This is a genomic window from Sulfitobacter aquimarinus, assembly GCF_040149565.1.
GTDB classification, from domain to species: Bacteria; Pseudomonadota; Alphaproteobacteria; order Rhodobacterales; family Rhodobacteraceae; genus Sulfitobacter; species Sulfitobacter aquimarinus.
On record NZ_JBEFLO010000010.1, the window covers coordinates 60,089 to 73,306 of the forward strand.

A 13,218-nucleotide genomic window follows, 5' to 3' on the forward strand; every position below is an offset into this window, starting at 1 on the left:
AAAACTCCTTTAGATAGGTAACAGGATCAACGTGATGATCGGAAACGCGACCAGCACAACAACGCGCAGCAGGTCAGAGCCGACAAAATACATGACGGCTTTATACGTCTCGACCATGGGGGTTTTGCGGTCCATCGCGTTAATGACAAACAGGTTCATGCCCACAGGCGGCGTGATCAACCCGACCTCGACCACGATCAGGACCAGAATGCCGAACCAGATCGCCGTGCGTTCGATGTTGATGCGGTTCAGCGCCCCTTCGGATACGCCGCGCAATTTTATCTCGCGGGTCATCTCGCGGCTAAGTTCTTGGCCATTGGCAAGCATGGCTTGCGCCTCGGCCAGCAGGGCGGCAGGGATTTCCTTGCCTGCCGCGATCATATCAGACAGGCGTGCCGATTGCAGATCGACCATGCTGACAAGGTTGAAATCAAGCTCCAGCACGATGGGCCAGAAGATCGGGATTGTCAGCAAGATCATCGAGAGGCTGTCCATCAGACACCCCAGCAACAGATAGAAGACAAGGATGATGATCAGCACGGTCCACGGGCTGAACCCGCTGTCGCCCACCCATGCCGCCGCCTCTTGCGGCAATTGGGTGAGGGCGAGAAACCCGTTGTAGAATGCCGCACCCAACACGATGAAAAAGATCATCGCCGTTGAACGGGCGGTAACGTAAAAGCTCTCGGACAGGGTGGCACGGGTCAGGCCGCCCCCAAGGAACGCAATAAGGCCGGTGCCGAACGCGCCAACGGCTGCGCCTTCGGTCGGGGTGAACACGCCTTGGTAGATGCCGCCGACGACGGCGATGAACACCAGCAAAACGGGCCAGACCGCGATGATGGCGCGCAGCCGCTCGGCGTAGGGCGCGCGCGGACGGGTGCCTGCAGAATCGGGGTGCAAACGCACATAGATTGAGATGGTGATCATATACCCCAGCGCGGCAAGGATACCGGGGATGAAGGCCGCCAGAAACAGCTTTGCGATATTCTGTTCGGTCAGGATGGCATAGATCACAAGCACGATAGACGGCGGGATCAGGATACCCAGCGTGCCGCCCGCCGCCAGCGTCGCGGTGGAAAATCCACCCGAATATCCATAGCGGCGCAGCTCTGGCAGGGCGACGCGGCTCATCGTGGCGGCGGTGGCAAGGGACGACCCGCAGATGGCACCAAACCCCGCACAAGCGCCCACAGCCGCCATCGCCACACCACCGCGGCGGTGGCCCAGAAAACTCTCGGCGGCTTTGAACAAGGCTTTGCTCATCCCGCCCAAGGTCGCAAAATGCCCCATCAGCAAGAACATCGGAATGATCGACAGCGAGTAGCTGGAGAAGGTCGTGAAGGTTTCAGACTTGAGCCGCGCAAAGGCCAGTGTCGTATCACCCGAAATAACGGTCAGCCCGACAAGCCCCGCCAAAAACATCGCAAGCCCGATGGGCATACGCAGAAAGATCAGAACAAGAAGGGCAGGAAAGGACAGCAGCCCGATGGTGATATCGCTCAATGCTCTGCCTCCAGTTCGGTGGGTAGGATCTGGCGGCCGAGGGCAAGCTCTGCTACCCGCGAGGCGGCGACGTAGACCGCGATGATCGCAGAAGCGACTGCCGCGATCAGGCTCAGCGCGTAGGGCCACCAGACCGGAAATTCGAGGATAAGGGTCGTTTGGCCCGTGCGCAGTTTGCTTAGCATTCCGTGCAACAATTGCCATGCGATGATCACGATGACCAAGGCAAAGATGACCTCGATTATTGCGCGCAGGAATGTGTTGATCCTTGCGGGCAGTCGGGAGGTGAAGATGTCGACCGAGGCATGCGCCCCGCTGATCTGGCACAGCGGAAGGAAGGCAAAGATCACAAAGGCCATCCCCGCCTCGACCATCTCGAACGCGCCGTTGATTGAGCTGACACCCGTAGACAGCAGCGCGGACGCGAGATCCGGTGCGGCGGCTTGCACGACATCACTGTGCAAAATGGTGTTAATGGTGCGCCCCAAAATCGACAGACAGGTCTGCACTATCAAAAGGGACAGAACAATTCCGCCGAGGATAGCGAAAAAGCGGGCAAGCCGGTCCATAAGCTGATACATCGTCGCCCCTCCCCCAAGGCAGGCCAATGGGCGCCGCAACCCGTTATGGGCTGCGGCACATTCTTTTCAAAGCGGCTTTTTACAGCTTGCCTGTGGCGCCGGCGCATTCGCCTGTCATCAGACCTTTGGCCTGATCAATCAGCGCCTGACCATCAAGGCCCTTGCCCTTCATGTCAGCCAACCACGTGTCATAAAGCGGGTTCACCAGCTCAGACCAGGCGGCCGTGTCGGTCACTGTCACGATGTTGTTGCCCATCTCGACCGCGACTTCACGCGCAGGACCATCCGCGTCCGACTGCACACCACCTGCGAAGACAGAAAAGTTCATGCCGGAGTTTGCTTCGACGATTTCCTGAAGGTCGGCGGACATGCCGTTGAACACGCCTTCGTTCATGGCAAGCACGAAGCCGAGGTTATACAGTGCGGGGCCTTCAAACTCTGTGTGGTTCTCTACCAGCTCTGGCACTTTCAACGCGCCGGTCACTTCCCACGGGATTGTTGTGCCGTCGATCACGCCTTTGGACAGGCCCTCAGGCACCGCAGGCACCGGCATGCCAACAGGTGTCGCACCCGCAAGCGTCAGCAACTGGTTCACCAGACGCGAGCCGCCGCGGATTTTCATACCTTCCAGATCGGCAGGTGTCTCAACAGGATCAGCGGTGTGGAACATGCCGGGGCCGTGGACCCATGTGCCGAGGATTTTCACGCCTTTGAATTCGGTGTCTTCCATGTGCTCTTCGAACATCGTCCAATAGGCGCAGGACGCAGCACGCGCATCTTCGACCATGAACGGCAGCTCAAACACTTCGGTAGACGGGAAACGACCCGGCGTATAACCGACCACGGTCCAGACCACATCGGCCACACCGTCAATCGCCTGATCCAGCAACTCCGGCGGCTTGCCACCCAACTGCATGGAAGGGAAGCGGTCAATCTTGATCCGGCCCTCGGAGGCGGCCTCGATCTTGTCGGCCCAAACGTCCAGGATCAGCTTTGGCACATTGGCCTGCGCGGGCAGGAACTGGTGCAGCTTCAGTGTGACTTCTTGTGCCATCGCGCCTGATGCCATGATCGCAGTTGCAGCAACGCCGCCCAGCAATCCCTTGATAAATTTCGTCGTCATGTAAGTTCCTCCCTAGAACCGCAGTGGATAACATTGCATCCTGTTGCCAAAGCCGTTTCGCCCCGGTCATTTTTGTGCCCGCAGCTTTTCCAAGCTAAGCGAATAAATAGATATATGGCATAACTATTTTTACAGGTCATCCTTTTTTTTGCCAGCCGCAACAGGGGGCCCTGTTTATCTAATCTTGTCAAACCGGCAACGGCGCATATTATCCTGACATGTCCGATATATACTCAATGCCCGGTAATTTGATCCGGCGCCTTCAACAAATATCGTCATCGGTATTTGCACAGCATATGAAAAGCGCGGGCACCGATCTGACCTCACCGCAATACGCCGCGTTAGCGACGATTCACGACCACCCCAACATTGATCAGGCAACCCTTGCCGGCGCGATAGCATTCGACCGCGCCACCATTGGCGGTGTGGTCGACCGTTTAGTGAGCAAAGGTTTCGTGGCGCGGACGACAAACCCCGATGACAGGCGCGCACGCGTCTTGTCGCTGACGACCGACGGGGCACATGTTCTGGAACAGCTCAGACCTGTTGTAGCGCAATGCCAGGCGGCGATTTTCCCCAGCCTTACCGAACAAGAGCAAAAGGAATTCATCCGCCTTGCTGCCAAGATTGCGAAGGCAGAAAACGACAAATCACGCGCCCCGTTACACGTCATCGACTAGGATCACACAGGCAAGTGGCACGCAGAAATCGTCGCTTTAGAGCGGGGCGATGGCGCGTTCGTCCACCAGATGACAAGCAACCTTGTGACCCTTTCCCACCTCGCGCAGCGCGGGCTGTTCAGAGCGGCAGCGGTCTTGCGCGACAGGGCAGCGGTTGGCAAAGCGGCAACCCGTAGGCAGGGCAAGCGGGTCGGGCGGATCACCTGGGATGAGGATGCGCTTGGTCGCCTCGCGGCGCTTTTTATCCACCGATGGCACGGCAGACAGCAACGCCACCGTATAGGGATGCAGCGGGTTGTTGAACAGCGACAGACGGTCCGCGTACTCCACAACCTTGCCCATATACATGACGGCGATGCTGTCGCACATGTGCTGCACCACGCCCAAGTCATGGCTGATAAACAGGAAGGTAAGCCCGAAATCCGCCTGCAACTTGCGCAGCAGATTGAGGATCTGCGCCTGCACGGCCACATCCAACGCCGAGACAGGCTCGTCACAGATAATCAGGTCGGGCTGGGTGGCAAGCGCACGGGCAATCCCGATCCGTTGCCGTTGCCCGCCCGAGAACTGGTGCGGGAACAGGCGCTGTTGCTCAGGGTGCAGACCCACCGCTTCAAAGAGTTTGTCCACGATCTCCTGACGCTCGGCCTCTGGCACAGTGTCGAGGTTGTCGAGCGGTTCGCGCACGATCTTTTCGGCGCGCACGCGGGGGTTCAGGCTGGAATACGGGTCTTGGAAAATGAACTGCATCTTGGCGCGGGCCTGACGCAGATCCTCCTCCTCCAGCTTCAGAAAATCGGTGCCGTCCAGATCGACGCGGCCTTTGTAAGCCTCAACCAGACGCGCCACGGCCAGCGCTGCCGTTGTCTTGCCCGAACCGCTTTCGCCCACAATCGCCAGCGTCTCGCCGCGCTTGATCTGGAACGAGATATCATCGACGGCGTAAAGGTACTTCGGCTTGCCGAAAGTCCCCCCGCCCCCTACGGAGAAGCGCACGGTCAGGTCTTGGACATCCAGAAGATTATCTCCCATCACACCTCCTCCGCATGCCAGCAGGCCGACATCTGGCCACCGTCAAAGGCAACCTCGGGCGGGCGGGCGTCCAGACATTTCTGGCTGACCATGGTGCAGCGCGATGCAAACAGACACTGGTTTTTGCCGAACTCGCGCAGCGACGGAACGATGCCCGCAACCTCGGTCAGGGGCAGGCGTTCTTCGGTCAGCGTGGCCATGATGTGCGGCACGCACGAAATCAGGCCCCGGCTGTAGGGGTGGCGCGGGTGGTCGATGATCTGCTCGACGGGGCCTTGTTCTGCGTTGCGGCCCGCGTACATCACGACCATGCGTTCCGCCATTTCGGCCACTGCGCCCATATCGTGGGTGATCATAATGATCGCTGTGCCTGTCTGACGTTTTAGGTCATTGAGCAAATCGAAAATCTGCGCCTGCACGGTGACATCCAATGCCGTCGTCGGCTCATCCGCGATGAGGATCTTCGGCTCGCACGCCAGCGCAATCGCGATCATCACGCGCTGGCGCTGGCCGCCCGACATCTGGAACGGGTAGTCGTTCACGCGCCGCTGCGCGTTAGGGATGCGCACGGCGTCCAGCAGCTCAATCGCTTTGGCCCATGCGGCGGGTTTGCTAAGGTTCTGGTGGGCGCGCAGCACCTCGGCAATCTGCTCGCCCACTGTATAAACTGGATTGAGCGAGGTCATCGGTTCCTGAAAAATCATCGAAATGTCATTGCCGCGTATCTGGCGCATGCGGGCCTCTGGCGCGGTGCTCAGCTCTTCACCGTTAAACGCGATAGAGCCTGATGCGATGCGCCCGATCTTGTCCGGCAGCAGCCCCATAATGCCAAGGGCGGTCATGGACTTACCGCAACCGCTTTCGCCCACAAAACTGATGCTCTCGCCCGCGCCCAGTTCGAACGACAGATCGTCGATCACGGGGGCCACACCTGCGCGGGTCGTAAGCTCGATCCGCAGGTTTTCGACTTTCAGCAAGGGCGCGGTCATCTCTGTCTCAGTTTCGGGTTAAGGGCGTCGTTCAGGCCGTCACCGACCAATGAGATCGCAAGCACGGTCACAAAGATCGCAATGCCGGGGAAGGTCACGGTATAGCCCGCGTCGAGGATGTATTGACGGTTCGATCCGATCACCTGCCCCCACGACACGACGTTGGGGTCGGTGAGGCCAAGGAAGGACAGACCCGCCTCGAACAAAATCGCCGAGCCGACCATGAGGGCGGCCTGAACGATGATCGGGGGCAACGCGTTGGGCAGGATGATGCGGAACATCAGCTTGGCATTCTTTGCGCCCGAAGCCCGCGAAGCGGTGACGTATTCAAGACCCCTGATCCGCAGGAATTCAGACCGCGTGATCCGCGCCACGGCGGTCCAGCTGACGACACCAATGGCAAGCGTGATCATGGGCAGGGACGCGCCGAAGAGGGCGACAATGACCATGGCAAACAACAGCGTGGGAAGCACTTGGAAGAATTCGGTTATGCGCATCAGAACTTCTTCGACCCAGCCGCGATAGAACCCCGCCAGTGCGCCTACGGTCACGCCAATGAACACCGACATCAGCGCCGCCGCCAGACCGATCAAGATCGAAACGCGGGCCCCATGGATGATAGCCGCCAACAGGTCACGGCCCAAATAGTCAGTGCCTAGAATGAAGCCGTCGACACCAGGGGGCGAGAACGGCGCCCAGACCATATCGAATGGATCGGTAGGATAGATATAGGGACCGAAGATCGCCACCAGAATAATGCCAAACAGCACAACAAGCGCGATCATCGCCGCATGGTTGCGGCGAAACATCTCCCACGCTTCGGCCGCAGGATGGCGAGCAACGGGGGGGGCCTCGGTCTCGATGTTTACACGATCGCTCATCCCTTGCCCCTCATCCGTGGATCGACAAATTTCAGCGCGATGTCCGTCAGGATATTGCCCACGATCACCACCAACGCCGAGAAGAAAAGGATGCCCAGAATAGTCGGCGTGTCGCGTGCGATGATCGATTGGAACGCCAGCGTGCCAAGGCCCGGCCAGCTGAACACCGCCTCGACCAGCACCGCGCCCGAGATCACGGCAGAGAACTGCAAACCCGCCAGCGTGATCACCGGCGACAGCGAATTTTTCAGCGCATGTTTATAGACGACCTCACGCTCCGACAGGCCCTTTGCCTTGGCCGTGCGCACATAGTCCGAGCCCAAAACCTCCATCATCGTGGCCCGCGACAGGCGCGAGTAGAGTGCGAGGAAGATCGAGCCGAGCGTGATGACGGGCAGGACCATATGGCGGACCACGTCGATGAAATGCCTGAAAAAGCCGCCCTCGATGGTGACGTCGCGCATCCCCGCAACAGGGAACAGCGGGATCTTAAGCGAGAATGCAATGAGCAACAAAATACCTGTCCAGAATACCGGTGCCGAATAGCCAAAGAGCGCGAGGATCGTGACGAAGTGGCTGGCGATGCCGTTGGGCTTGCGGGCCGAGATCACGCCAAGGATCACACCGATGAACAGCGCGAGGATTTGCGCCACAAACACCAGCAGCAGCGTGGCGGGCAACCTCTCGAGGATCAGCGCGGTCACGGGTTTGTTGTAGAAAAACGAATAGCCCAGATCGAACTGCAGCACGCCACCGATGTAGCGGCCAAGCTGCACGATGAAGGGCTGGTCCAGACCGTAATCTGCGCGGATCTGATTCAATAGCTCCTCATCCGCGCCGCCCATCGACTGGCTGATCGTGTCGGCCACATCACCCGGCGCCAGATGCATCATCGAAAAGTTGAGCACCAGCACAGCCAGCAACAGGATCGCGGCATAGAACAGGCGCGTGAAAAGGCTCTGGAAAGATATCACAGGGGCGGGTCTTTTCTATCAGACGAAAGATTGCGCGGCAGACCTGAGCCCGCCGCGCACCAATGGGTTACTTCAGGTAGGTCTGGTCAATCGGCGTTGACGTACCCCAAATCCCGATCGGTGGGTTGCCTACTTTTTCCGTGTTATAGATCGTGTGATAGGGCACGGTGTTGACGTGATACACTGGCAGCTCGTCAGCGACGATCGCTTGGAACTCTGCATAAAGCGCCGTGCGCTTGGCGGGGTCGGCCTCAACCGCCGCCATCGCCATCAGCTCGTCCACGCGGGGGTTGGCGTAACCTTGGGTATTGGACCACACGCCTTTGAACACGTTCGTGCTGTCATATGTGCGGTGCACCCCGATCACCGGATCGCCCCAGTTGAACACGGTATCCCACGACAGATCAAAATCGCCCGAGCCCATCTTCTTGGCCCATGTGGGGAAGTCGGCAGAGGCGCGCACTTCAACGTCGATGTTCACCTTCTTCAGCGCCGCTTTGACATACTCAACCTCGGCTTTCACGCCGGGCCAGCCGAAGTCGATGGTCAGCGACATGCGCGAGCCGTCTTTGACGGGAAAGCCTGCCTCGTCCAGCAGCGCGGCTGATTTCTCCAGATCAACGTCATAGCCTTCTTGCGCAGCATAGAACGGGCTATCGGGGTGGATGCCCGATGTGCTGTCTGCGGCGGTGCCTTGCATCAACGCCTTATGCACAAAGTTTTTGTCTACCGCATAGGCAATCGCCTTGCGCACTTTCACATCCGTTAGCGGACCTTTGGTCGTGTTCATCGCCAGCCAACTGATCGGACCAATGGCACCATAGCCGTTTGGCGTGACCGTCAGGCTATCGACTTTCTTGAGACGGTTAATGATGCGGGGCAGCGATTCAAACGCGCCCATGTGCAGCTCTCCGTTCTCGTACGCAATAGCGCGGGCCGCAGGATCCGTGATGATCCGCATAACGATTTTGTCGAGGTAAGGACGGCCATCGATAAAGAAGTCGTCGAACCGCTCGAGAATAACATGCTCACCGCTTTTGAATTCGGTCAGTTTGAACGGGCCGGAGCCTACGACGTTTTCATTGTTGCGCGGGTGCGCCTTGACGTCTGAGATCGCACCGTCGCCGTAAATATGCTTGGGGATGATCGACATCAACTGACCCGACATTGCCAGCATAATGGCAGGGTGTGGTTTGGAAAGGTTCAGGACGGCGGTATGCGCATCAGGTGTGCTGACGCTTTCCACAGGCGCGAACATGGATTTGAACGGGTGGTTCGCCTTTATCACGTCGACGGAAAAAGCGACATCTTCAGAGGTCAGCGGCATGCCGTCGTGGAACTTGGCGTTCTTCACAAGGTTCAGCGTGATGGTCAGGCCGTCCTCTGACGTCTCCCACGATTCCGCCAGATAGGGCTGCGGGGTCCAATCGGTGTCATAACGCATGGGCGACGCAAAGAGCTGCGCACCTGGAAATCCTGTCACAATCCCAGACTGCACGGCCGAGTTCAGGTTCCGCGGATTTGACCCCAAAGTGGTCACAAGCGTGCCGCCCATTTTCGGCTCGTCCGCATAGGCGCCGCCCGCAAAGGTCGCGGCAATCGCCGTGGCCATGGCAAGATTCTTTACGATTCTATTCATTGGTTTTCCCCTATTTTTAAACATTTTTTATGTAATTGGGAAAAGCCTAGCGTAGCCCCGTTCTATCACAAAACAGTTTTAATACATTTCGTTCAAATATTTCATGGGGGAAGGCAAACTGCCTATTTGATAGTAATTTCCTCAAAGACTCCCGCGTTTTTCAGGTCGATACACTGATCAATGAAGGCTTTGACGATGGGCGGCTGGCGCGTATCGGCCATGGTGACAATGCCGAAAACAGGCGCACGCGTCTTGTCGCGCACAGGCAAAGCGCGAAACCGCGTGTCATCGCCGCGCCCGTCAGGTGGGCAGATATTAAGCAGCGAATACCCGTGCCCGCCCGAGACCAAAGCGCGCACAATCTCGACCGAACGGGTGGAATGCACAAGGTTGGGCTTTAGGCCCGCTTGCTCAAAAATGCCGCCGAAGTAGGCTTTTGTACGCGGCAGGTCCAACAGGATCATCGGCTTGTCCGCCAGTTCGGCCAATGACACAGAGCTGCCTTGCGCCAGCGGGTCATCCGCAGGCAACAACGCATAAGGCGGGGCGGAAAAAAGCGGGGTGAAATCCTGACGCTCTTCGAGCGATTCCTCATAGGTGAACGACAAATCGGCCTCGCCGCTTTTGAGGTAATTGGAGGTTGCGTCCATGTTGCCCTCCAAAAACTTGATCGAAGTTTTCGGATAGGCCGCCTTAAAGGTCTTGAGGATCGGCGGCAGAAAGGAGGCCGCCGCCGTGGCATAACACGCAATCCGGACCGAGCCTGTGGCATCGCCGCCAATGGCCAGCACCTCTGCCTCGAACTGGCGGCTTTGGGTGATGAAGGTGCGGATCAACTTCAGCGTCTCATGGCCTGCGGGCGTCACGCTGATCCCTTTGGCGGGCGTGCGCACAAACATGTCGAAACCGATCTGGCTCTCGAACGATCCGATCGCCGCCGTGACCGAGGATTGCGATATGTTCAGCTCTGTCGCAGCATTGGCGATAGAGCCAAGCCGCCCCGTCGCTTCGACATATCGCAGCTGCTTGAGGGTGAAATTCAACACTGGCCGCCTTCCCGCATAAAATGGTGGGTATCCACCTACCTAAGCGCATTTTCCGCGATAAAGGAAGACGCAGCGCAATCTAGGTCTTTGGATAGGCGCGCAAGCCATCTGCCAAGCGGTTCAGCCCTTGCTCCAGCTTGACACCCGCGCCGCCGCCCACGCCCAAACGGATATGATGCGGCTGGCCGTATGCGCTGCCTGGCAAGACAAAGGTGCGGTACGGATCGGCAAGCATGAATTGCACAAAGGCGTCGCTGTCGATGCCCTGCGGCAGGCGGCCCAACCCGATCAGACCCGCACGTGGACGGACCCACTCCAGCCCCTCTTGGGCCGCGATCCAAGTCTCGAGCTTTGCCAGATGCGCCTGCCCGTCTGCCCGCGCTTGGGCAAGGGCGGTATCATAGCGTGCTTCGCGCAAAGCCACCTCGGCAATGACCTCGCCCATGATGTTCATGATCTCGGACGCGTTCTCACGCAGGATCACCGCATCGCGGATCAGGCCTGCATCGGGGCATATGATCCAGCCCGTGCGCAACCCCTGCAACCCCAACGCCTTGCTGACCGAGCCTGTGGTGATGCCCCGCGCATACATCCCCGCCACCGACGGCGCACGCGGGCCGTCCCACTCAAGACCTGCGTAAACCTCATCCACCAACAGCCACGCGCCCACGCGGTCGGCCATCGCCACAATCTGCTCCAGCTCGGACGCGTCCAGCATATCGCCCGTTGGATTGTTGGGATTGGTCAGAAAAATCATTCTGGTCTTGGGCGTGATCGCATCGGCCAGACGGTCCAGCGGGAGACGCCAGTCGTTGTGCTCCTCGCGGGCAACCTCGACCACCTTTGCGCCAATCGCCTCGGCCAGCACTTGGGCCTGCGGCCAGCCGGGCCGCTCGATCACGATCTCGTCGTCTGGTTGCAGCAGTTGCATGACTGCCAGATAGTTCGCCTCGGCAGCCCCTGCCGTGATCAGCACATCGGCGGGCGAGCAATGACCCGTCAGTCCTGCCTGGCGCAGGATGTGGTCTTTCAGCTCTGGCAGGCCGCTGAAGTCGCGGTTGTTCCAATCAAGCGGCATATCAGGGTCGAGATCATCCAAGAAATCACCCAACTTTGGCGATTGTGCCAAAGAGAAGCCGACAATCGCCTCGGGCGCGGCCTGCGTGGTTTCCAGCAGATATTCAAACAACCTGTGTATCTTGACTTTCATGCCTGCCCCCCGTTTGCTTTGCCCATGAAAAACCATGTGCGCCTCAAGGGCAAACCCATTCGTCTTGCCGTGCTGGATTATGGCCTGTTCCAAGTCCATGCCAATGGCCGCGTGATCGGGATTTGCGGATACGTGATCCAGACCGACGCGGATGAGACAGTGCTGATCGACACAGGCTTTCCCGCAAAATACGCCATCGACGCGCAGGCCGCCACGGATGAGGACGCGTTGGGGAGCTTTGGCCGCGTGCTGTCGGTCACGCCCGACAATATGCCAGCCGCGCAACTGGCCAAGCTGGGGCTGACCCCACGCGACATCACCCTGATGATCCAAAGCCACACCCACATCGACCACGTCGGCCACATGGACCTATGCCCCCACGCCCCCATCCTGATCGCGCGGGCCGAGCGTGATTTGCCAAAGCCGATGTATTGGTCGGGCAAACAGCCGCTCGACTGGCCCGATGCGGAGTATATCACGGTGACGCAGGACTTTGCCTTGGGCGACGGGTTCGACGTGCTGCTCTGCCCCGGTCATGCGCCCGGACAATTGGCTTTTATGTTGGAGTTACCGCAGACGGGTGCTGTCCTGCTCACCTCTGATGCGATCAGCCGTGCGTCAGAGGTGGACGAGGGCTTTGCGGGGTCATGGGACGTACCACTCGCCATCCACCACGGAGCGCGGATACTTGAGATGGCCCGCGCAAAGGATGCCATGGTGATCTATGGCCACTCGCCCGAGCAATGGCCAACCCTGCGCAAAGCGCCCGACTGGTTCACCTAACGCACATCGCGGCCTTGATTGAGGATGATCACATTCCCGCTGGAGACATCTCCGGCGGGTGAGATCAGAAAACTCACCCATGCGGCAATCTCGGACGGCTGCATCGCACGGCCATGGGGCATTTGCGCAATGGCATTGTCCAGCACCTCTTTGCTCACCACTCCGAACAGCGGCGTTTCCGTCATCGCGGGTGCAATAGAGTTCACGGCGATTTTCTCCGTGGCATAGCGGCGGGCAAGGTCTTTTGTCAGCGTATCGAGGGCGGCCTTGGACGCACGGTAATGCGGCGGATCAAACGCATCGAAATTATACGCCCCGTTGGACGAGATGTTGACGATTTTGCGCACGCCGTCCCGCTCCGCCATCAGCTTGATCGCCGCCTGACAGCAATGGAACGCGCCCGAGAAGTTGAGCGCCATCTGCCGCTCGAACTCATCCTCGGGAATGTCGGGAAATTCGGACATGAAACAAGTGCCGGCATTGTTGACCAAAGCATCGACCCCGCCGTGTTGCGCGGCGATCCGGGCAAAGGCAGCGGCAATCGCTGGCTTACTGGTGAGGTCCGTAACAATACCGTCAAAACCATCGCTCGCCATCTCGTCAAGACCGCCCGCATCGATATCAAGGCCGATTACATGCAAACCGTCTGCGATCAGCTTTTCCACGATGGCCCGCCCCATCCCGCCAGCCGCGCCCGTGACCACTGCAACTCTTGTCATCGAATATTCTCCCTTAACCTGCCGCACCCTACGCAGATGCAGCGCGTTCTTGAAC

General features: G+C 58.9%; 13 protein-coding genes. 2 read left to right on the top strand and 11 right to left on the bottom strand.

What is annotated here, in order from left to right:
• Positions 1-9: 9 nt before the first annotated feature.
• From ABMC88_RS15960 to ABMC88_RS15970, 3 genes are all read right to left on the bottom strand, one after another.
• Positions 10-1,506 carry a TRAP transporter large permease gene (locus ABMC88_RS15960; protein WP_349577878.1) on the bottom strand — a complete coding sequence of 499 codons (1,497 nt, stop codon included), beginning with the start codon at positions 1,504-1,506 and terminating at the stop codon, positions 10-12.
• The gene (locus tag ABMC88_RS15965) at positions 1,503-2,087 is read right to left on the bottom strand and encodes a TRAP transporter small permease (RefSeq protein WP_349577879.1); all 585 of its coding nucleotides are present in this window, start codon (positions 2,085-2,087) and stop codon (positions 1,503-1,505) included. Before ABMC88_RS15965 ends, ABMC88_RS15960 begins: the two co-directional genes overlap by 4 nt.
• Before the next feature lie 79 nt (positions 2,088-2,166).
• Positions 2,167-3,210: a TRAP transporter substrate-binding protein gene (locus ABMC88_RS15970; protein ID WP_349577880.1), complete on the bottom strand. Its 1,044-nt coding sequence runs from the start codon at positions 3,208-3,210 to the stop codon at positions 2,167-2,169.
• 296 nt (positions 3,211-3,506) lie between these two features.
• Here ABMC88_RS15970 and ABMC88_RS15975 point away from each other — a divergent pair, with 296 nt between their 5' ends.
• A complete protein-coding gene (locus tag ABMC88_RS15975) occupies positions 3,507-3,890 on the top strand; it encodes a MarR family winged helix-turn-helix transcriptional regulator (protein WP_349577881.1) in 384 nt (127 codons plus the stop codon).
• 36 nt (positions 3,891-3,926) lie between these two features.
• On the opposite strand, the gene ABMC88_RS15980 is transcribed toward ABMC88_RS15975, so the two are convergent.
• From ABMC88_RS15980 to ABMC88_RS16010, 7 genes are all read right to left on the bottom strand, one after another.
• Positions 3,927-4,922, bottom strand: a complete 996-nt coding sequence (locus tag ABMC88_RS15980) for an ABC transporter ATP-binding protein (RefSeq protein ID WP_349577882.1) — start codon at positions 4,920-4,922, stop codon at positions 3,927-3,929.
• Complete coding sequence (locus ABMC88_RS15985) at positions 4,922-5,911, bottom strand: ABC transporter ATP-binding protein (protein WP_349577883.1); 990 nt, start codon at positions 5,909-5,911, stop codon at positions 4,922-4,924. The genes ABMC88_RS15980 and ABMC88_RS15985 overlap by 1 nt, the downstream gene beginning before the upstream one ends.
• The gene (locus tag ABMC88_RS15990) at positions 5,908-6,792 is read right to left on the bottom strand and encodes an ABC transporter permease (RefSeq protein ID WP_349577884.1); all 885 of its coding nucleotides are present in this window, start codon (positions 6,790-6,792) and stop codon (positions 5,908-5,910) included. Before ABMC88_RS15990 ends, ABMC88_RS15985 begins: the two co-directional genes overlap by 4 nt.
• Complete coding sequence (locus ABMC88_RS15995) at positions 6,789-7,766, bottom strand: ABC transporter permease (RefSeq protein WP_349577885.1); 978 nt, start codon at positions 7,764-7,766, stop codon at positions 6,789-6,791. The genes ABMC88_RS15990 and ABMC88_RS15995 overlap by 4 nt, the downstream gene beginning before the upstream one ends.
• 67 nt (positions 7,767-7,833) lie before the next feature.
• On the bottom strand, positions 7,834-9,405 hold the full coding sequence (locus ABMC88_RS16000) for an ABC transporter substrate-binding protein (protein WP_349577886.1): 1,572 nt from the start codon (positions 9,403-9,405) through the stop codon (positions 7,834-7,836).
• A 122-nt stretch (positions 9,406-9,527) separates the two neighbouring features.
• Positions 9,528-10,448 carry a LysR family transcriptional regulator gene (locus ABMC88_RS16005; RefSeq protein WP_349577887.1) on the bottom strand — a complete coding sequence of 307 codons (921 nt, stop codon included), beginning with the start codon at positions 10,446-10,448 and terminating at the stop codon, positions 9,528-9,530.
• A gap of 82 nt (positions 10,449-10,530) precedes the next feature.
• On the bottom strand, positions 10,531-11,661 hold the full coding sequence (locus ABMC88_RS16010; protein ID WP_349577888.1) for a pyridoxal phosphate-dependent aminotransferase: 1,131 nt from the start codon (positions 11,659-11,661) through the stop codon (positions 10,531-10,533).
• A gap of 24 nt (positions 11,662-11,685) precedes the next feature.
• On the opposite strand from ABMC88_RS16010, the gene ABMC88_RS16015 reads away from it, so the two are divergent.
• Positions 11,686-12,444 (top strand): MBL fold metallo-hydrolase, encoded by a 759-nt coding sequence (locus ABMC88_RS16015; RefSeq protein WP_349577889.1) that lies wholly within the window; start codon positions 11,686-11,688, stop codon positions 12,442-12,444.
• Here ABMC88_RS16015 and ABMC88_RS16020 read toward each other — a convergent pair.
• Positions 12,441-13,163: an SDR family NAD(P)-dependent oxidoreductase gene (locus ABMC88_RS16020; RefSeq protein WP_349577890.1), complete on the bottom strand. Its 723-nt coding sequence runs from the start codon at positions 13,161-13,163 to the stop codon at positions 12,441-12,443. The two genes, ABMC88_RS16015 and ABMC88_RS16020, sit on opposite strands and share 4 nt — an antisense overlap.
• Positions 13,164-13,218 lie beyond the last annotated feature (55 nt).

Bases quoted from the DNA above. Each gene is read 5' to 3' on its own strand.
- ABMC88_RS15965 (WP_349577879.1), bottom strand. From the start codon at position 2,087: ATGTATCAGCTTATGGACCGGCTTGCCCGCTTTTTCGCTATCCTCGGC.
- ABMC88_RS15970 (WP_349577880.1), bottom strand. From the start codon at position 3,210: ATGACGACGAAATTTATCAAGGGATTGCTGGGCGGCGTTGCTGCAACT.
- ABMC88_RS15975 (WP_349577881.1), top strand. From the start codon at position 3,507: ATGAAAAGCGCGGGCACCGATCTGACCTCACCGCAATACGCCGCGTTA.
- ABMC88_RS15980 (WP_349577882.1), bottom strand. From the start codon at position 4,922: ATGGGAGATAATCTTCTGGATGTCCAAGACCTGACCGTGCGCTTCTCC.
- ABMC88_RS15985 (WP_349577883.1), bottom strand. From the start codon at position 5,911: ATGACCGCGCCCTTGCTGAAAGTCGAAAACCTGCGGATCGAGCTTACG.
- ABMC88_RS15990 (WP_349577884.1), bottom strand. From the start codon at position 6,792: ATGAGCGATCGTGTAAACATCGAGACCGAGGCCCCCCCCGTTGCTCGC.
- ABMC88_RS16000 (WP_349577886.1), bottom strand. From the start codon at position 9,405: ATGAATAGAATCGTAAAGAATCTTGCCATGGCCACGGCGATTGCCGCG.
- ABMC88_RS16010 (WP_349577888.1), bottom strand. From the start codon at position 11,661: ATGAAAGTCAAGATACACAGGTTGTTTGAATATCTGCTGGAAACCACG.
- ABMC88_RS16015 (WP_349577889.1), top strand. From the start codon at position 11,686: ATGAAAAACCATGTGCGCCTCAAGGGCAAACCCATTCGTCTTGCCGTG.
- ABMC88_RS16020 (WP_349577890.1), bottom strand. From the start codon at position 13,163: ATGACAAGAGTTGCAGTGGTCACGGGCGCGGCTGGCGGGATGGGGCGG.